Origin of the sequence: Gluconobacter sp. (assembly GCF_047723935.1) — a bacterium.
GTDB lineage: Bacteria > Pseudomonadota > Alphaproteobacteria > Acetobacterales > Acetobacteraceae > Gluconobacter.
Window position 1 is genome coordinate 1 of sequence record NZ_JBDOBO010000002.1, and the last position, 16,984, is coordinate 16,984.

Below are 16,984 nucleotides of genomic sequence, written 5' to 3' on the forward strand. Positions count from 1 at the left end.
GAGCAGCTGACTCTTAATCAGCGGGTCCAAGGTTCGAGCCCTTGTGTGCCCACCAAGCTCCGTTTCCGGTCTTACCCTTGAAATATGTACTTTAAAGCGCTCCATCTGGATTTTTTTAAATCCGGTTACTTTCGCTTTTAAAAAGTATTCCCTCGATGGTTTCACAAAAATTAAAATAATAGTCCCTCAGAAGAGCTTTCTTTAGTACTAATGAAATCTTCCTATCGCCATTTTTGACGACAAAAAGATCTCATGGAAAATGCTTTAAAGAATTTCTGCTCTGCCTTATTCGCAATTCTGACATACAAGCTTCTGCAAGAATGCCATCACGCATCCTATATTTTGGCTGCACTCGGCGGCTGCCTGATGCAATGCATCATGGATGTGACAAGTGCTCGCTTAAAGAAAAAATACCTAACCATGACCTCCTTAGAGGCAGCCCCGGTTTATCCCCGAAAATCTGGCAGTTCATTAACAGCCACAACACGCCACAGCCCATTGATACGCTCGATAATCGAAATCGACAGATTTTGAATAGTGAAGCGCAGAGCAATGTCAGGGTGAATGGCCAGAGCATGTGAAAGTGCCGCCCGGATCGCGCCACCGTGGCTCACAACAACCATATCCTGACCAGCATTTGCGTTGGCAAGATCTTCCAGGCCATGGGAGACGCGCGCACAAACATCCAGCATGCTTTCTCCGCCCGGCGGAAGCTCACTGGCTGACAAAGACCAGAATGGATTGGGCGGCAGCCTTAGCAAAGAGAGAAACTGATCGTGCGGTGTTCCGTGCCACTCTCCAATAGATTGTTCAATAAATCTTGGATCAACCGTGACGTCAGCGTGGGTAAACGCTCCTGCGCAGCGTATCTGTGCGGCAGTGTCACGTGCCCTTTGAAGCGGTGAGGTATACCAGACAGCATCAGACGGCAGACGTCTGGCCAAAGCAGCGTATCCACCCTGCTGGCTCGCCATCGCATCCATGCAAAGCGGAACGTCCATCGCGCCATACATGGTCTTGCGCGCACTCGCCTCTACAACGGCATGTCTGATCAGCCAGAAGCGGGTAATACCGCGTGGCAGTTCAGGCGTATCAAGAAAGTGTCCATGAGGGACGGCTTGGTCTGTCTGTGTCATGAGAGAGGCGCGTAACGGGGAACAGGGTTGGCGTCCAGAAGAACGTCCCAGTTTTCCAAAATGAGCTCAAGTTTGGCAAGCACCCGTTTCGCGTCTGCACACTCCCGCTGCAAGCGCTGCTTTTCATCCAGACCTTCGTGCGATGGCTCGCCTGAGACCAGACGCGCGCCGCCACACAATCTCAAAGCTCCGGCATGACCAGTCACCAAGGGATGTGGAACCGGAACAGGCTGGCCAAGAACACAGAGAAGCCCCGGCTCGCCCTCCCCTACCCATGGTGAAAGATCTGCATTGAGCCACCGGTGCAACTTACGGGCATCTTCCAGTCGGAGAGGCGCATCCGGATTTTTGGGGTCTTCCACCAGAAATGACAGAATGGTCGGCACAGCGTCCCATCGACCATCATCAATGGGTTTTCCGACTGGCAGTAACGTGCAGGTAGGACTGGCCTCTACCAGCTTAACAGCCTCAGTCATGAAATCATTGAGTCTCTGGCGGATCAGGGAGTCAGGAAGCGAGAAGAGCGCATCCATTTCAGCGAGAGCCGCATGCCAGCGGAGGGCCAGACCGATATTATGGCCCTCATTCAACGCGTGCCTGTCAGCCTGCTCAGGCCACTCGTCCCGATTTCCATAAGACTTCAAGCCTTTGGGGAGCGAAAGCGATGACATCTTCTCCAGGATTACATCTGGCAGCAGAAGAGCCCCACAGAACGGTGGTCCGGTAAAGAATTTTGACCCTGTGATCATAACTAGCAGACCATCTTTAACCCATTCTGAAACACGCGATGGGCTAAGGCGTGCCTGGCAGGCATCTACAACAACACTGAGGTGCTCTCCCAACTCAGCCTGCAACTCTGCAACCGTTTCCATATCAGGTGCTGCAAGACCCGTTTTTGACTGATCCAAACGATGCAGCAGGACGTGTCGGCCAGCCTTCACTTCTCGTCGGGCCAACTCCTTACATTCCGCATTAATGTCTTCAAGCAGACGCGAGGTTCCATCCTCATTCCGAATGGGAACGCCAAACAGTTGTGTGTCTTCGGGGAATCCCTCAATCAGTTCCCCCTTTCCGACTGTCGTAGAGCATGCGCTATCACCCGCGAAGTGACGCCCACGAGCGGCCAAGGGCACCCCACTCCCTGTCTCATCAGGAGCCAGAAGAATGGAACTGACTGGTCGATCTGTTCCGGCCGCCACAAGGGCAAGCACAGCAAGTTCACAATCCGTGCCGGATGCGGACAGAAGAACGGCATCTTCCGGCAAACCATAATGCCGCCCGATACCTGCACGCGCACTTCTGACAATGCTTTCCTGCACGAGATCCGGGTCCTGCTTTGACAGGAGCGCATTCATCATCATGCAGCGCGCAAATTCAGCGCCCCCGAAACCTCGTTCTGACAAAGAGGATGCTGTGGAAGAACCGAACGTCACGGCCCATGGGCGTGGGCGATGAGAACAAGAATACTTGTTCAGGCCAGTTTCGGGATCAACGGCCAGGCGAGAATCCCCGCCGCTACTCATCAGTGTTTCTGCCGGGGCCATAACGTGCCACAGCCGCACAAGAACGGGTCTGAGGCGCTTTGCGTCATCTTCGGTGAATTCCGGAGGATTTGACAGGTGGTGCTTCAGACTAGTCCAGAGTGCCAGAAGCGTTGTGCTGTCCGGAACGTCTCCCGCACAAAGAGCCAATTCCCGTGGAAGCGGATTGACCGCATTCGTATCGAGCGCATGAAACAGCGCTGCGACACGGGCAGCAGCAAAGCTCGCAAGACGGACATCTGCCCCATTATGCAGAAGTCGAAAGAGTTCAACAGCCTGGCGAAGAAATGTCGGCGCTAAACCGGGCGTCCGCAAACATGGCTCACCTAGTTTCAGACATGCTCGCCCCGTTACTGAACTTGCTTCAGACAGGAGATTCTCACCCAACTGAAAAGACTGCTCCAGCGAAATATCGAGCTCGGGCATAAGCCCTGCAGCCACGACCCGCAGGTCCGGACGTTCCAAAACGTCTACAAGCGATCGGGTCAGTATATCAGCCAGCATACCTCTAATCTCCTGCCTAACAGGAATGTCTGGGTAGCTCATTACGGAACTCGGGGCGAGGCCTTAATGGTTACGGCAATTGGTTTCACTAAATATTACCACAAGCAAAATTTGCGCCTCTTGTACAACACTGTAAGATACTTCTTCGTGACGGGGCTGAAGCTCCTACCGTGATGTTAAGAGGTTGAAATGCGGATATTGTTGACAGGCGGTTGCGGCTTCATAGGTTCGGCCGTGGTGCGTCATATTATCAGGAACACTGAACACAGCGTTCTGAATGTGGACTGCATGACGTATGCAGCATCCGAAGACACCGTATCCGAAGTTGCTTCCGATCCGCGTTACTCTCACGCACGGTCAAACATCGTGAATGGCGTTGAAATGCAACGCCTTTTCGAAGAATACCGTCCGGATGCAGTCATGCATCTTGCTGCTGAAAGCCATGTAGACCGCTCGATTGATGGTCCGGGCGTTTTTGTCCAGACAAATATTGTCGGCACTTACTCTCTTCTGGAAGCTGCCCGAAAATACTGGAGCAACCTTGGAAATGATGAGAAAGCGGCTTTCCGCTTCCATCACATTTCAACGGATGAAGTGTTTGGCCATCTAGAGCCAAATGATCCGCCTTTCACCGAGACGACCCCTTACGATCCACGCAGCCCCTACTCCGCATCAAAAGCCTCGTCTGATCATCTGGTTCGTGCCTGGTATCATACCTACGGCCTGCCAACTTTCGTCACCAATACGACCAACAACTATGGCGTCTGGCACTTCCCGGAAAAGCTCATTCCGCTCGTGACCATCAATGCCATCGAAGGTCGTGAATTGCCGGTGTATGGCAAGGGTGAGAACATTCGCGACTGGCTGTTCGTTGAGGACCATGCTGAAGCTCTTGTCCGCGCTGTCGAAATTGGCAAACCCGGTGAGACCTATGCCATCGGTGCCCGTCAGCCGCGCACGAACCTCGAAGTCGTCAAGAAGATCTGTGCCGTTCTGGATGAACTCCTGCCAGACCCGGAAGGCCCGCGTGAGCGTCTGATCCGTTATGTGACAGACCGTCCCGGCCATGATTTCCGCTATGAAATCGACCCGTCCCATGCCGAAAAGGAGCTGGACTGGAAAGCCAAGAACGATTTCGAAACTGGCATCCGCAAAACGGTTCAGTGGTATCTCGACAACCGTGACTGGTGGGAAGGAATCCGCTCCAAGCGTTATACGGGACAGCGACTGGGAACACGCGCATGAGCACGATCGAGACGAAGCCCATGAAGGGCATTATCCTGGCTGGCGGTTCGGGCACACGCCTGTATCCCATGACGCTTGCTTCCTCAAAGCAGCTCCTGCCGGTCTACGACAAACCGATGATCTATTATCCCCTTTCCACGCTGATGCTGGCGGGAATCCGGGATATCATGATCATCACGACCCCGCATGACATGCCCCAGTTCCAGCGTCTTCTGGGCGATGGATCACAGTTTGGCGTGAAGTTTGAATACCGGGTTCAGCCGTCCCCAGACGGTCTGGCACAGGCGTTTCTGATTGCCGAGGATTGGATCCAGGGCGCTCCTTGCGCACTCGCTCTCGGCGACAATCTGATCTTCTCCGAACATCTGGGTGTGCTGCTGCGCGCAGCATCGAACCGGCCGGAAGGCGCAACCGTCTTCGCCTATCAGGTCCGTGATCCTGAGCGCTATGGCGTGGTCTCGTTTGATGAAAGCGGCCGAGCTCTAAAAGTCGAAGAAAAACCAGCTCAACCGGAATCCCATTGGGCCGTCACAGGTCTGTATTTCTATGATCATCGCGTTGTGGATTTCGCCAAGAAGGTGAAACCCAGTCCCCGCGGCGAACTGGAAATTACCGATCTCAACCGTATGTATCTTGAAGAAGGTACTCTGCAGGTTGACCGCCTTGGTCGTGGCTGTGCCTGGCTTGATGCTGGTATGCCAGATAGCCTGATGCAGGCTGGAACCTTCGTTCAGACCATTCAGTCCCGTCAGGGCATGCTGGTTGGCTCACCTGCTGAAGTCGCGTTCCGCAACAAGTTCATCAACGCTGACCAGCTTCGTGCCCATGCAAAAAAAATGGGCAAAACAGAACTCGGCCGCCTTCTGCTTGAACTGGCAGACCACGCTTCCTGAACTGGATGTCCAAAACGCTGTCTGAATTTCCCAGACAGCGTTTTTTCTGTCCCCTCTCTGTTTTGTCTCCGCTCCCGGACATCGTTTATAAAAAGGAATTCGTCATGAAGGTTGAACGTCTCGCCATTCCCGACGTCATTCTCGTCACGCCGCCACGTTTTAGTGACAATCGGGGTTTCTTTTCGGAGACCTACAATCTCGATCGTATGACAGAAGCGGGTATCAACCTTCCCTTCGTTCAGGACAATCAAAGCCTGTCCTGCGAAAAAGGCGTTGTGCGCGGACTTCACTGCCAACTTGCTCCCTATGAGCAGGGAAAGCTGGTTCGTGTAACACGTGGCGCGATCTGGGACGTCGCTGTGGATGCTCGCACAGGCTCACCAACGTACGGTCAATGGGTAGCTGCAGAGCTGTCTGCTGAAAACTGGTCTCAGCTCTGGGTTCCGCCGGGCTTTCTGCATGGTTTCGTGACTCTCGAAGAGAACACGGAAGTTCAGTACAAATGCACATCGCTTTACAGCAAGGTTTCCGAGCGCGCCGTCATCTGGAACTGCCCGGACCTGAACATCGATTGGCCCATCGCCGAAGAAGAGGCTATCCTTTCTGACAAGGATAAGGTCGCTCCGCACTTCTCCGCAGCCAAAGGCTGGTTCTCCTACGAAAAGTGAGTCGCATTATGTCCAGCACAGGTCCTATCCTCGTCACGGGTGGCAATGGCCAGCTTGCGACGTCTCTTGCGAACATCGGGGGTGATCAGATCATCCGTGTTGGGCGCCCGGAGTTCGACTTCGACAAACCGGAAACCATTTCCGCAGCGATTGAAAAATACCGCCCTGAAGCTGTCGTAAATGCGGCCGCCTGGACGGCCGTTGATCTGGCAGAAACGGAAACAGCTGGAGCCGAGCGCGCCAACTGCTCCGGCCCAAAGGCGTTCGGGGAAGCCTGCGCAAAGGCCGACATTCCGTTCATCCATGTTTCAACGGACTATGTTTTTTCTGGTGACAAGGGATCTCCTTACACGGAAGAGGATCCTACAAGCCCTGAAACAGTCTATGGCAGCACCAAAGCTGACGGCGAACAGGCTGTTCTGGCGGCAAACCCGAAGAGCATCATTCTTCGGACCTCCTGGGTTTACTCCGCTCACGGCAAGAATTTCGTCAAGACCATGATCAATGCCGGCGCTAAAAATCCGGCGCTCAAGGTTGTTGGCGATCAAAGCGGCAACCCCACCAGTTCTGACGATCTGGCTGATGCTATTCTCGCTATTCTGGCCCTCATCAAAAAAGATGGCTGGAAGCCGGAATTTGGTGGCATCTATCACGCCAGCGGCACAGGCGAAACGACATGGCACGGTCTGGCTGTTGCCGCGCTCGAAGAAGCAGAAAAGCATGGTCAGACCATGCCAACAGTCAGTGCAATCCGGACGGAAGACTGGCCAACCCCTGCCAAGCGCCCGCAGGATTCCCGACTAGACTGCTCGAAACTGCATCGTATTTTCGGTGTTCGTCTGCCAGAATGGCGTGAGAGCGTGGCGCGGACAGTCCACCGGCTTTTCGCAGCAACCTGAGAATAAGGGGTCATCCCAGCAACCTTGCAGGATGACCCTAGTTTCCTGACCCGTTTCAACCAAGGATATTATGTCTTCTCCCCACTCCGGCATTCGCCGCTGGAACCCACAGATGATACGGGGAGGAGCAAGCCAGACCGGCGACAGGACAGACCGCGTCGCCATTTTACTGTCCCTGCATAACGGCGAAACCTATCTCAACGCACAACTCGACAGCATCCTCGCACAGACTCATACAGACTGGGTCCTCTACTGGCGTGATGATGGGTCAACTGATGCATCACGCGTAATCATGCTCTCATTTAAGGAGCATCGAGGACACGGACGCTGCGTTGAAATCACGTCCGTTATGGGCAACATGGGCGTGACGGGGTCCTACCTACACCTTCTGGATTCCATTCCTCCCACGCCATTCGTAGCGTTTGTGGATCAAGACGATGTCTGGCAGCCCCAGAAGCTGGAATGGGCGCTGGAGTGGCTACATATGCAGCCACTCGATAGGCCGGCACTCTACTGTGCTCGTCAGTATTTGACGGATTCTTCGCTCAACGTGTTCAGCAAGTCAGCATCCCTCCGCAAAACGCCTGACTTTGCCTCCGCCCTGACACAGAATATTGCGACTGGACATACTGTTGTCATCAACGAGGCAACGTATGCGCTTCTTTACGAACGACTGCCTCCCCCCTTCATCCTTCATGACTGGTGGGCCTACCTCGTCACGATGGCCTCTGGCGGCAAAGTCTTTTTTGATGAGCGGTGTGTCAGCTATTATCGCCAGCACGCGCGCAACACTGTCGGAGCCAAGCGTTCGCTTCTCAGCCGAGGCTTAAGTGCTCTCAGACGCGGACCCGGCGTCTTCATGACGATCTTTGAGTCCAATGTTCAGCACCTACTCCAGGAACCGGATATCCTGACAGAAGACGCACAGACCCTTCTGTCAGAACTGGACGGAGCCCGGACGTTAAAAGCCAGAATTAAAATCCTCTGGAGGCGAAGAGAGCTTCAGCGCCAGACACGTTGTGAGACCGCTATTTTCCGTCTCTGGTTTCTTCTTGCAGTCCGGCAGCCTTCTCAAGGCTGAATATGTAGCTCACGCCGCATGGCATCCATGAAGGCCCCGTCATGCTCAAGGCTGAATGGGCGTGCAGACGCATAATCGTAAGCAATACTGGCTGCCTTGATGCGTAGCTCTTCAGGTTCTGACGCATACCGCGGAACAATATGCGTATGGAGCGAAGGCGCCAGATTGCACCATGTTTCGTAATTGATGCGGTTTGAATCGGTCAGCGCAAGCAGAGCGTCCCCAACGGCTGCAACATCCAGAAGATATTGAATCCGTTCCTCACCTTTCAGGTCATTCAGGGAAGACACGACAGGATCAGCCAGGAGTTGGCAATATCCTGCAAGAGGCTGCGTCTCACCAATAACCAGCCAACCAGATTTCATACGCCCAATGACAAACGGGTTGCTGCCACTTCGCGCGGCAACAACCCGTTTTGCAATAACATCCAACATGTATGTTTCCCTTCAAAAAGGGAAAGCTATCATGCAGCGGAGCGTGCGTCCTCTTCATCGTCTTCCGGCACAATGCGCTTGTTATCGCGAGTAGGCCGGAAACGGTTTTCCACCAAGGCGTCTTCAATATCTTCGAGAGAAGCACCGGATGTTTCTGGGACGAAGAAAAAGACAAAAATGACCGAAGCCAGATTGACGAGGGCATAAAACCACATCGTCCATGTCAGACCAATTCCCTCTGCCATCGTAAGAGCCGTGCTGGTGACGAGCAGATCAGCCCCCCACAAGGTAGCGGCATGTAGCGAGGTTGCCTGACCACGCATGGACAGCGGGAACATTTCAGCGCCCAACAGCCAGCCACAGACCTGAATGCCACCAGAATTGAACATCATGAACAACAGCAGGAACGCCACGATCAGATAAGACCCCGCGCTGCCTGCGGCCGGGTGAAGCATGAACATGATACCCAGACCAACCAGCGAGAGTGCAGCCCCCGGGCCCATGATCAGCATCAGGCGACGCCGACCGATCCGGTCTACGAAAAGACAGCCCAGAATGGTCATGATGCAATAAACGATCGCGACACCAAGCGAGGCCCAAAGCGCCGACGATGCGCCGAAACCAGCATCATTCAAAAATGTTGGGGCATAGTAGATCATCATCTCCAGGCCACCACACTGGGTGAAAAACGCCACGCCCAGTGCTGCGACCAGAGCCGGACGAACCCATGGCTGAAAAAGACCACGCCACCCTCGGTTCTCCTGCTTGATACCCTCTGCATTCTCACGAATGGCTTCGACTTCCTTGCGAACAGCCCTTTTTGTGGTGCGGATACGGCTAAGATGAAGAATGGCATTCTTCATGCCTTCATTCTCAGCAGACCAGCGCGGGCTTTTCGGCATGAAGAACATGGATACGAAGACGAGGGCAGCCGGTATGGCGGCAATCCCCACCATAGGGCGCCAACCCCAGTTTGTGCGCTGGGTAAGACCGATAATGTTGGCAATCAGAATACCGAGACCGATGGCCACATTGAACATCGTCACCAGGCTTCCCCGCCGTTCTTGGGGAGCCAGTTCCGAAATATACATCGGCACAACCTGTGTGGAACCACCAACGGCAAGTCCAAGCACAAACCGTGCGGCAATGAGGCTCCATACATCCGGAGAGAAAGCACATGCGGTCGCGCCAAGGACAAAGACACCGCTAACCAAACATGTTGTGGTGCGGCGCCCGAATTTCTCTGACAAAGATCCGGCTATAAAGGCTCCGAATACTGCGCCAAGGAGAATAGCCGAAGCTACACTTTCCTTCATTGTGGAGTTCAGATGAAAATCATCACCAATCAAAGGCAATGTGCCTGAGATGATGCCCGTGTCGTAACCGTAGAGACCACCACAGATTGCAGCAACCATAGCTGCAAGCATCAGGATCAATTTCGCGTTTGGTGAGACCTCAACCTGTGAGAGGTCTATCTGTTCACGAGCAGGTCGAGATGTTTTTGTATCATTTGGCATAATGACATTAACATATCGCAATCTATTCAGTTTTTCTGCATTTTTCTATTTTTTTGAAAATTAAGTGACTTTCCACTTATTCTAGCCATGAAAATCAGAACTCTATATGAATTCCAGGACTGCTCCGGAGGCCCTCAATGCTAACGCCTACACCTGATACCACCCGTGATGTCCCATACATCTCTGGCAGAGCCCTGATCATCATGCATATTGGTCTTGTGGCGTTTATCGTGCTTGTGTCCTCGTGTGCAGGAACACTCAACTAGCCTTGAAACGCGTCCAAACGTTCGCCAATCCGTAAAAAGCTCCTGCTCCCAATCCAATCCAGAATGGAATGGGAATATCCGTTATCCAGGACAGCATCAGACCGCCCCAGGACAGGACAAGAGCGAGCAATACGGAAATCAGTAGTCCCATCGCCGGGCGTAGCCCTAGCCTCAATGCCGTAGCCGCTGGGCCAATCATGAGACTGAAGGCCAGTAATGCGCCGGAGACTTCGGCACATGCTGAACAGGCCAAAGCTGCTACAGCCATAAATCCAAGGGACGTCAGACGCACAGGCACGCCACGTGCACGCGCTACTTCTGGCGTCAGGCTCGAAAACAGAAGCGGCCTTCCCAGAAAAACCAGCCCCGCCAGACAAAGGGCCGTCACTCCAGCCAGAATAAACAGCGTTGGAGTGTCAATTCCAAGCACATCCCCAAACAGTAGTGTTGTGGCCATGCTGGAGGCGCCGTTGGCCTCATGCAGGAACCACGTGCCCAAGCCAAGGCTGGCAGCAAGCACAAGACCAATCGTACTGTCTCTCTGAGGGGGAATTTTACCGCGTCCCTCACCTTCGCTTCCTATGGCAAGGCCTGCCAGAAGGCTGAAAGCAATCATTCCAAAGAGAGGCGAAACGCCAAGCCAGACTGCCCCTGCGGCTCCACTGAAGCCAATATGGGACAGTGCATGGGCGGCAAAAGCCTGTCGCCGCAGGCTCAGAAACCATCCCACAGTTCCTGCGAGAACAGAGACGAGCGTGCATCCCAAAAATGCATGCCGCATGAATTCAAATTCGAACATGCAACTCGCCATTTTCCAGAACCAGAACGCGCGTCACGTTTCTATCCAGCGCGGCGGTTTCATGGGATGTCATAAGGATTGAAACGCCAAGGCTCTGGGTGAGTGATACCAGCAGGGAAACAATCTGCTGCTGCGCGCCGTGATCCAGAGCGGCAAGGGGTTCGTCCAGAAGGAGCAGACCCGGTTGACCAGCAAGTGCCTGTGCCAGACAGACACGCTGTCGCTCTCCCCCTGACAGATGTCCCAGAGGTCGTTTTGAGAAAGAGAGTGCTCCAGTCAGGGTAAGAAGCCGCTCGGCCTCCCTTTTTCTTTGACCAAAACGAACAGGCACGCCCCAGCGCGCACCATCCATGGCAGCCATCACATGACTGATCGCCGGAATCATGAGAGCCGCATCGCTCAAACCCTGCGGCATATATCCAATGCGTTCACAGGCCATTCCGGGTGGAAGACCGTCAATCAGGATCTGTCCTTTTTCAGGCCTTACAAGATCCAGACAGGCCCGCAGAACAGTCGATTTTCCTGCACCATTTCGCCCTGACAGAAGCGTAATGCCTTCAAGAGGCACGGTCAGGGAAACCTGATTTAAAACACGTGTCTGGCCTGCACAGAGGGTAACATTCTCAAGAACAAGGTTATCGGGACTGGCCATCAAGTGCCTGCTGAACGGACTGAAGGATCGACGAGACCCAGTCTTGCCATTGCTGGCTGACAGGGAGCGTCTCTCCTATCATAACCAGCGGCAGACCGCTGCCCCTGGCCCGTTCTACCATACGGTCAATCTGTGGAGACCTGACGGCAGGATTGACGATCAGAAATCTGATCTGTCTGCTGTCGATTGCAGTTTCCAGTTGAGCCACATCCCGCGGAGACGGTTCGCTATGATGCATGACTGACAGGGCAAACCCGGGGTCAATGATCCTGAGTCCCATCGTCTGGATCAGATCAGTTCCCACCGGTTCCATGACACCGATGATAGTCCCGTCGTGTTTCTGCCTGATGGCTGCTGTCTGGCCAGACAGAGCATCAACCTGAGTCAGAAAACTCGTTAGGCGGCTACGAATATCCGTCTGATCCAGGCCCCGCGCTATAAACGCGTCCGCCACGGCTGAGGCCACTTTACGCACGGCGCTCAGATCAAGGAACAGATGTGGATTATCCCCTACGCGCCATCCCGCTTCTTCCGCCGCAATAATCCGTGTTGCTGATGAAGGAGAAAAATGGACTGCCCAGTCATCGTAGGTCGCGCCATTCAGAACGATGACGCTGGCATGAGCCATGTTCCGCGCCATGGATGGCGTTGGCGTCAACTCATGGGGATCGATGCCCGGAGTTGAAATTAAAGACTGTGTCTGGACGGCCGGTCCACCAATCTGCGCTGCAATATTACACCAAGCTGCCTCAACGCAGACCACAGGCAATGGAGCAGCATACGCAAAAGGCGCAGTCAGAAGCGAACCAGCCAGAAACAGGGTTCGGACACAGCGCATGAGTTTCCCCGGACGGATGGAAAGGAAAAACGTTATAAGATAACATTCTTCCTTTGGCTATCCTCGGGACGGCTGCCTTACGTAAAGTTCGGTTGCTGCGGCAAGCACCTTACGCTGATACTCCATGTTCAATGGCACGGTCCGCGAATGGTAGTCTCCAATGGCACGCATGAGATTCCCGTGTTCATTATCCAGCGCGGTGCGCAAAATCATCGCAGCGGCAGCAACATTGAAACAAGGCTCAAGGGCCAGTCGCGTTGCAATCTGGGCAGGGCTTTGGTGCAGCATGGATGAAATAGGAAGGATCCATCGCGAATTGATCTGCATGAGACCAATATCCACTGATCCGTCTTTATTCTGGCTAACCTTGCCCATCACTCCACCTTCAACCCGCTGAATGGCAGGAAGAACACGGGGAGGAATACGATAATGCAAAGCCGAAGCAAGCATACAGGCTAGGAAACCAGCGGCCATGAAACCCTGTCATCTTTATTAAAGAAGCTCATAGTCTAGCATCCCCTGACCCTACCTGCCATCCTGACACAACAAGCCGAGAGAATAAGAGCAACAGGAATGAATACACAGGACACTTCCGCAACCCTGACCTTGGATGCTCTGTCCATTCCCTATCAGCGTCGCATTTATGACTACGATCCATCCGCTGGGAAACTTGGTATCGCCGCCGCCAAAGCCTTGGGTCTTTCCCCGGATCATGTTCTCAAAACCCTGATGGTGCAGATTGACGGTCGCCCTGCCTGTGTTGTCCTGCCTGCTGATCGCGAGTTGGATTTCACACGTGTTGCAGCAGCCTTTGGGGGGAGAAAAGCCAAAATGCTCTCTCGCCCAGAGGCAGAACAGCGGACAGGGTACAAAATTGGCGGTGTCAGTCCGTTCGGCCAGCGCAGTATTGTACCAACAGCGTTTGATCAAAGTGCAATGGATGGACCGCCCATCGTCATCAATGGTGGAGACCGGGGCCTTCTTTTAGAACTTGGACCTGAAGATGCCCTGATGGCAACGAATGGCCTGATTGCAGACCTCGTTCGCCCCCTCTCCTAAATTGGAAACAGACCTGATCCTTCGTATTGAAGGACAGGTCTAAGGCATGGCTCTCCGCGCTTCGTGTGTAAAAACACAGAAAGCAGAAATTCAGATTTTTTGGGAGAAACTGGTGGAGCCAATCGGGATCGAACCGACGACCTCCTGAATGCCATTCAGGCGCTCTCCCAACTGAGCTATGGCCCCACGTGTTTCATCTACAGCCCCTTTGGGGTGGAGCCGGATGAGCGCGGTATATAAGGATGTTTTCATCGTGACAAGCCATAAAAACACTTTTTCAGGCTAGAATCACGTTCTCCTGACGCAGCTTCTCAAGAAGCGAAAGCCGTGGAAGTCCAAGGATAGCATCCTGATCGCCCGAAATTTTGGAAAAGAGCTGAATACCCAAGCTTTCCAGCCGATAAGCCCCTACGCAGGACAGTATCCTGTCTCCCTCCTCTCTTAGATAGAACTCCAGAAATTCATCGGAAAAGGGGCGCATCGTCATTTGAGGAGTAGCGAGTGTCTCCCAGATTTTCTGTGAACCCCGATACAGAACGACAGCCGTCTGAAGAGTATGCGTGCGGTTTCGAAGGCATTGAAGATGCGTCTTCGCCTCATTGAGATCCTGCGGCTTCGCAAAGGCTGTTCCGTCCAGATCGAGGATCTGGTCAGCCGCGATAATCAGACTGGTGTCCGGCGATACATCGGCCGCAAGCCTCGCTTTGGCATCCGCGAGAGCCAGAGCCGTGTCTCCCAGAGATTTTCCTTCACTTTCACACTGCTGGCGCAAGGCCTCTTCATACAGATCTACTGGTCGAACCTGAATGATCAGACCACTCTCTTCCAGAAGTACTCGCCGGGCACTCGAGCCACTTGCGAGGATTATGGAATTATTGAGCAAGGTCATAAGATGCGACTCCAAACTATCGACTGCCAGCACAAGTGCCAGTACTGCGTATGACCCGGTGAAAAGATTGTGTCAGTACTGGGGTACATGGGGACAGTACTTGAAGTTTGCGGGAAGGTACCGAGTACCGTGGATTGTTGGGTACGCCCCCGAATTTTGGGGGTTGTACACAGGGGGTCTGTGAGCAAATCGGGATAGAATCCTACACCCCCTTGTCCACTGCGGGTTTTGCAGTTGTACACAGTGTGAGTAAGACGGGGTACATTTTTAGAGAGCCGGGTACCCCGGTATCCACAGGGATCATCCTATCCTCCAGGATTTCTTTCTTATTTCTTTCATGGTTAGTGAGCGGCATGAATTCGGAAAACGCACCCCTCTCCCCGTCCTCGAAACCGCTTTTAAGAGCTCTCAAGGGTGAAGCTGTCTGGCCCCCGCCGGTCTGGCTCATGCGGCAGGCAGGGCGTTACCTTCCCGAATTTCGTGCCATGCGTGACAAGGCCGACTTCCTGACGCGCTGCATGACTCCGGACATGGCTGAAGAACTCACCCTGCAGCCGATCCGCAGGTATGGAATGGACGGAGCAATTCTGTTCTCGGACATTCTCATTCTGCCCTGGGCAATGGGTCAGTCCCTTGAATTCATTGATGGTCGAGGCCCGGTTCTTGGCGCCATCCGTTCTCAGGCAGATCTGGAAAAACTTGATCCAAAGCGTGTACAGGAGGCCACGGCGCCTGTGCGGGAGACACTGTCGCGACTGAGTAAATCGCTCCCAGATGTCACGACATTGCTCGGCTTTGCTGGTAGCCCCTTTACGGTCGCCTGTTACATGGTTGAGGGCGGCGGATCGCGGGATTTCGCCAATACCCGCAGAATGATGCAAACTGATCCAGCGCTGTTTGACCGTCTGATTGAAACTCTGACGATCAGCACGGCAGAGATGCTTTGCGGCCAGATTGAAGCCGGGGCCGAAGCTGTCATGCTCTTCGATTCCTGGGCTGGAATTCTTCCTCCCAGTGCGTTCCGTCGGTATGTGATCGAACCCACCCGGCAGATCGTGCGTCATATCCGGGAGAAGCATCCGGGAACGCCGATTATCGGTTTTCCGCGCCTCGGAGGGATCATGATACGCGAATACGCAGAAAAGACCGGGATCAATACGCTGGCGCTCGATACAGTGGCTGATCCGGCGCAGATTGCGGAGCTGGTACCAAACGTGACGCTGCAAGGAAACATGGACCCGATGGTCCTGTTTTCTGGCGGTGAGGCCATGGTGCGTGAGGCTCAGGGGATCCGGGACGCGCTTCGCGGACGTTCGCATGTTTTCAACCTGGGACACGGCGTTATGCAGCACACGCCGCCTGAAAACGTTGGTGCTCTCGTGGAAGCGGTGCGCGCGATATGACCACGGCTCTGGATACAGCAGGCCAGCTGAAACTGGTCATCTTCGACTGTGACGGTGTACTCGTGGACAGTGAGCGTGCGTCCTGTCGGGCCACAGCAGAATTCGCTCGGTCGCTTGGTCTCAAGATTTCAGACGATGAGGCTCATGACAGGTTTTCAGGTAAGGCACTCTCTCAGGTCGTGAAAGAATTAGAGCATGAAACGGGATATGCTCTTCCTGAAAATACGGCACTCAAAATGAGAGAAAATCTCGTACACCTGATGCAGAAAATGGCGGAACCTGTAGAGGGAGCGCCGGAAATGCTACAGGGAATACGTGGTTTACAACTGCCGTTTCGTGTTGGTTCGAACTCGTCTGTCGTAGAGATGGACGCCAAGTTTGAACGGACGCAGATGACCACGTTTTTCCCGGAAAACCGGGTCCATTCAGCAAATGACATGGATGAACCGAAGCCATCTCCTGAGGTTTATCTGTACGCTGCAAAAGCAGAAGGTGTTCTGCCAGAAAACTGTGTTGTGATTGAGGATAGTGACACGGGTGCTGAAGCCGCCCGGCGTGCTGGTATGAGTTGTGTGCTTCTTCGTTCGGAAGACCTTCCTCTTCCGGCATTTTGGCCAACGCCAGGCTTCGTCAGGATCGGTCATCTCTCCGAACTGGTACCGCTGCTTCGCAAGACACTTCAAAGCCAGAAAGAGAACTGATGGACTTTGTTGTTGATCACCTGAGCTGGTTCCTGTCCCTCCATATCATGGCCTTCACAGCCTGGATGGCGGGGACATTCTATCTGCCACGCCTTTACGTGTACCATACCCAGACAACGCCTGGTACTGCGGAGAGCGAACGTTTCAAAATCATGGAGCGCAAGCTTCTCCGTCAGATCATGACGCCTGCGATGATCGTTACCGTGCTCGTGGGTGGCATGATGTCGTCTGTGCCGGGTCTGGTGGACTGGAACAGCGGCTGGTGGTGGACAAAAGTGATCTGCGTTCTCGGCCTCATGGGGTTTCATGGGGCATGCAGCAAATGGCGTCGTCTGTTCGCAGAAGACCGTAATCCGCATTCCGAGAAATATTACCGGATCGCAAATGAGGTACCGACCATTCTCATGGTGATCATTGTCATCATGATCATGGTTCGGCCCTGAGACACGTCGCCTGTAC

At 53.8% G+C, this 16,984-nt stretch carries 18 protein-coding genes and 1 tRNA gene; 9 read left to right on the top strand and 10 right to left on the bottom strand.

The features are described from left to right. Positions 1-446: 446 nt before the first annotated feature. Complete coding sequence (locus ABF979_RS02200; protein ID WP_415557547.1) at positions 447-1,136, bottom strand: histidine phosphatase family protein; 690 nt, start codon at positions 1,134-1,136, stop codon at positions 447-449. Next, positions 1,133-3,181, bottom strand: a complete 2,049-nt coding sequence (locus ABF979_RS02205) for a hypothetical protein (protein ID WP_415557548.1) — start codon at positions 3,179-3,181, stop codon at positions 1,133-1,135. The genes ABF979_RS02200 and ABF979_RS02205 overlap by 4 nt, the downstream gene beginning before the upstream one ends. A 189-nt stretch (positions 3,182-3,370) precedes the next feature. Here ABF979_RS02205 and rfbB point away from each other — a divergent pair, with 189 nt between their 5' ends. The 5 genes from rfbB to ABF979_RS02230 all read left to right on the top strand — a co-directional run bounded on the left by rfbB (position 3,371) and on the right by ABF979_RS02230 (position 7,967). Then, entirely contained in the window at positions 3,371-4,426 is a 1,056-nt protein-coding gene (rfbB, locus tag ABF979_RS02210) for a dTDP-glucose 4,6-dehydratase (protein ID WP_415557549.1), read from the top strand. Between the two features lie 20 nt (positions 4,427-4,446). After that, on the top strand, positions 4,447-5,319 hold the full coding sequence (gene rfbA, locus ABF979_RS02215) for a glucose-1-phosphate thymidylyltransferase RfbA (protein ID WP_202207245.1): 873 nt from the start codon (positions 4,447-4,449) through the stop codon (positions 5,317-5,319). Between the two features lie 104 nt (positions 5,320-5,423). Continuing rightward, complete coding sequence (gene rfbC / locus ABF979_RS02220) at positions 5,424-5,987, top strand: dTDP-4-dehydrorhamnose 3,5-epimerase (protein ID WP_215749594.1); 564 nt, start codon at positions 5,424-5,426, stop codon at positions 5,985-5,987. Between the two features lie 8 nt (positions 5,988-5,995). Continuing rightward, positions 5,996-6,886, top strand: coding sequence for a dTDP-4-dehydrorhamnose reductase (rfbD, locus tag ABF979_RS02225; RefSeq protein ID WP_415557550.1), 891 nt, complete (start codon positions 5,996-5,998; stop codon positions 6,884-6,886). Positions 6,887-6,956: 70 nt separating this feature from the next. Continuing rightward, positions 6,957-7,967: a glycosyltransferase gene (locus ABF979_RS02230; protein WP_415557551.1), complete on the top strand. Its 1,011-nt coding sequence runs from the start codon at positions 6,957-6,959 to the stop codon at positions 7,965-7,967. Here the strand turns inward: ABF979_RS02230 and ABF979_RS02235 are convergent. From ABF979_RS02235 to ABF979_RS02260, 6 genes are all read right to left on the bottom strand, one after another. Next, entirely contained in the window at positions 7,958-8,401 is a 444-nt protein-coding gene (locus tag ABF979_RS02235; protein ID WP_415557552.1) for an HIT family protein, read from the bottom strand. The genes ABF979_RS02230 and ABF979_RS02235 overlap by 10 nt on opposite strands. Positions 8,402-8,430: 29 nt before the next feature. Then, positions 8,431-9,918 (bottom strand): sugar porter family MFS transporter, encoded by a 1,488-nt coding sequence (locus ABF979_RS02240; RefSeq protein WP_215749599.1) that lies wholly within the window; start codon positions 9,916-9,918, stop codon positions 8,431-8,433. Between the two features lie 258 nt (positions 9,919-10,176). Further along, positions 10,177-10,983, bottom strand: a complete 807-nt coding sequence (locus ABF979_RS02245) for a metal ABC transporter permease (protein ID WP_415557553.1) — start codon at positions 10,981-10,983, stop codon at positions 10,177-10,179. Next, positions 10,970-11,635 carry a metal ABC transporter ATP-binding protein gene (locus ABF979_RS02250; RefSeq protein WP_415557554.1) on the bottom strand — a complete coding sequence of 222 codons (666 nt, stop codon included), beginning with the start codon at positions 11,633-11,635 and terminating at the stop codon, positions 10,970-10,972. The genes ABF979_RS02245 and ABF979_RS02250 overlap by 14 nt, the downstream gene beginning before the upstream one ends. After that, positions 11,619-12,473 carry a metal ABC transporter solute-binding protein, Zn/Mn family gene (locus ABF979_RS02255; protein WP_415557555.1) on the bottom strand — a complete coding sequence of 285 codons (855 nt, stop codon included), beginning with the start codon at positions 12,471-12,473 and terminating at the stop codon, positions 11,619-11,621. Before ABF979_RS02255 ends, ABF979_RS02250 begins: the two co-directional genes overlap by 17 nt. A gap of 57 nt (positions 12,474-12,530) precedes the next feature. Continuing rightward, entirely contained in the window at positions 12,531-12,947 is a 417-nt protein-coding gene (locus ABF979_RS02260) for a lytic transglycosylase domain-containing protein (protein ID WP_415557556.1), read from the bottom strand. 99 nt (positions 12,948-13,046) lie between these two features. On the opposite strand from ABF979_RS02260, the gene ABF979_RS02265 reads away from it, so the two are divergent. Next, positions 13,047-13,532 carry an aminoacyl-tRNA deacylase gene (locus tag ABF979_RS02265; protein ID WP_415557557.1) on the top strand — a complete coding sequence of 162 codons (486 nt, stop codon included), beginning with the start codon at positions 13,047-13,049 and terminating at the stop codon, positions 13,530-13,532. A 110-nt stretch (positions 13,533-13,642) separates the two neighbouring features. Here the strand turns inward: ABF979_RS02265 and ABF979_RS02270 are convergent. Together ABF979_RS02270 and ABF979_RS02275 are read right to left on the bottom strand one after the other, a co-directional pair. Next, positions 13,643-13,718 (bottom strand) — tRNA-Ala (locus ABF979_RS02270). Between the two features lie 91 nt (positions 13,719-13,809). Further along, positions 13,810-14,421, bottom strand: a complete 612-nt coding sequence (locus ABF979_RS02275) for a Maf family protein (RefSeq protein ID WP_415557558.1) — start codon at positions 14,419-14,421, stop codon at positions 13,810-13,812. A 353-nt stretch (positions 14,422-14,774) separates the two neighbouring features. On the opposite strand from ABF979_RS02275, the gene hemE reads away from it, so the two are divergent. Genes hemE through hemJ form a run of 3 tightly spaced genes read left to right on the top strand, consistent with a single transcriptional unit; the run spans position 14,775 to position 16,968 of the window. Next, positions 14,775-15,824, top strand: coding sequence for a uroporphyrinogen decarboxylase (gene hemE / locus ABF979_RS02280; RefSeq protein ID WP_415557559.1), 1,050 nt, complete (start codon positions 14,775-14,777; stop codon positions 15,822-15,824). Then, a complete protein-coding gene (locus ABF979_RS02285) occupies positions 15,821-16,525 on the top strand; it encodes an HAD family hydrolase (RefSeq protein WP_415557560.1) in 705 nt (234 codons plus the stop codon). The genes hemE and ABF979_RS02285 overlap by 4 nt, the downstream gene beginning before the upstream one ends. Continuing rightward, positions 16,525-16,968 carry a protoporphyrinogen oxidase HemJ gene (gene hemJ, locus ABF979_RS02290; protein WP_369826506.1) on the top strand — a complete coding sequence of 148 codons (444 nt, stop codon included), beginning with the start codon at positions 16,525-16,527 and terminating at the stop codon, positions 16,966-16,968. The genes ABF979_RS02285 and hemJ overlap by 1 nt, the downstream gene beginning before the upstream one ends. The last annotated feature ends 16 nt before the right edge of the window (positions 16,969-16,984 follow it).

What these genes read in the sequence shown, in the direction of transcription:
- ABF979_RS02200 (WP_415557547.1), bottom strand. Translation starts at nt 1,136, where the DNA reads ATGACACAGACAGACCAAGCCGTCCCTCATGGACACTTTCTTGATACG.
- ABF979_RS02205 (WP_415557548.1), bottom strand. Translation starts at nt 3,181, where the DNA reads ATGCTGGCTGATATACTGACCCGATCGCTTGTAGACGTTTTGGAACGT.
- rfbB (WP_415557549.1), top strand. Translation starts at nt 3,371, where the DNA reads ATGCGGATATTGTTGACAGGCGGTTGCGGCTTCATAGGTTCGGCCGTG.
- rfbA (WP_202207245.1), top strand. Translation starts at nt 4,447, where the DNA reads ATGAAGGGCATTATCCTGGCTGGCGGTTCGGGCACACGCCTGTATCCC.
- rfbC (WP_215749594.1), top strand. Translation starts at nt 5,424, where the DNA reads ATGAAGGTTGAACGTCTCGCCATTCCCGACGTCATTCTCGTCACGCCG.
- rfbD (WP_415557550.1), top strand. Translation starts at nt 5,996, where the DNA reads ATGTCCAGCACAGGTCCTATCCTCGTCACGGGTGGCAATGGCCAGCTT.
- ABF979_RS02230 (WP_415557551.1), top strand. Translation starts at nt 6,957, where the DNA reads ATGTCTTCTCCCCACTCCGGCATTCGCCGCTGGAACCCACAGATGATA.
- ABF979_RS02235 (WP_415557552.1), bottom strand. Translation starts at nt 8,401, where the DNA reads ATGTTGGATGTTATTGCAAAACGGGTTGTTGCCGCGCGAAGTGGCAGC.
- ABF979_RS02240 (WP_215749599.1), bottom strand. Translation starts at nt 9,918, where the DNA reads ATGCCAAATGATACAAAAACATCTCGACCTGCTCGTGAACAGATAGAC.
- ABF979_RS02245 (WP_415557553.1), bottom strand. Translation starts at nt 10,983, where the DNA reads ATGTTCGAATTTGAATTCATGCGGCATGCATTTTTGGGATGCACGCTC.
- ABF979_RS02250 (WP_415557554.1), bottom strand. Translation starts at nt 11,635, where the DNA reads ATGGCCAGTCCCGATAACCTTGTTCTTGAGAATGTTACCCTCTGTGCA.
- ABF979_RS02255 (WP_415557555.1), bottom strand. Translation starts at nt 12,473, where the DNA reads ATGCGCTGTGTCCGAACCCTGTTTCTGGCTGGTTCGCTTCTGACTGCG.
- ABF979_RS02260 (WP_415557556.1), bottom strand. Translation starts at nt 12,947, where the DNA reads ATGGCCGCTGGTTTCCTAGCCTGTATGCTTGCTTCGGCTTTGCATTAT.
- ABF979_RS02265 (WP_415557557.1), top strand. Translation starts at nt 13,047, where the DNA reads ATGAATACACAGGACACTTCCGCAACCCTGACCTTGGATGCTCTGTCC.
- ABF979_RS02275 (WP_415557558.1), bottom strand. Translation starts at nt 14,421, where the DNA reads ATGACCTTGCTCAATAATTCCATAATCCTCGCAAGTGGCTCGAGTGCC.
- hemE (WP_415557559.1), top strand. Translation starts at nt 14,775, where the DNA reads ATGAATTCGGAAAACGCACCCCTCTCCCCGTCCTCGAAACCGCTTTTA.
- ABF979_RS02285 (WP_415557560.1), top strand. Translation starts at nt 15,821, where the DNA reads ATGACCACGGCTCTGGATACAGCAGGCCAGCTGAAACTGGTCATCTTC.
- hemJ (WP_369826506.1), top strand. Translation starts at nt 16,525, where the DNA reads ATGGACTTTGTTGTTGATCACCTGAGCTGGTTCCTGTCCCTCCATATC.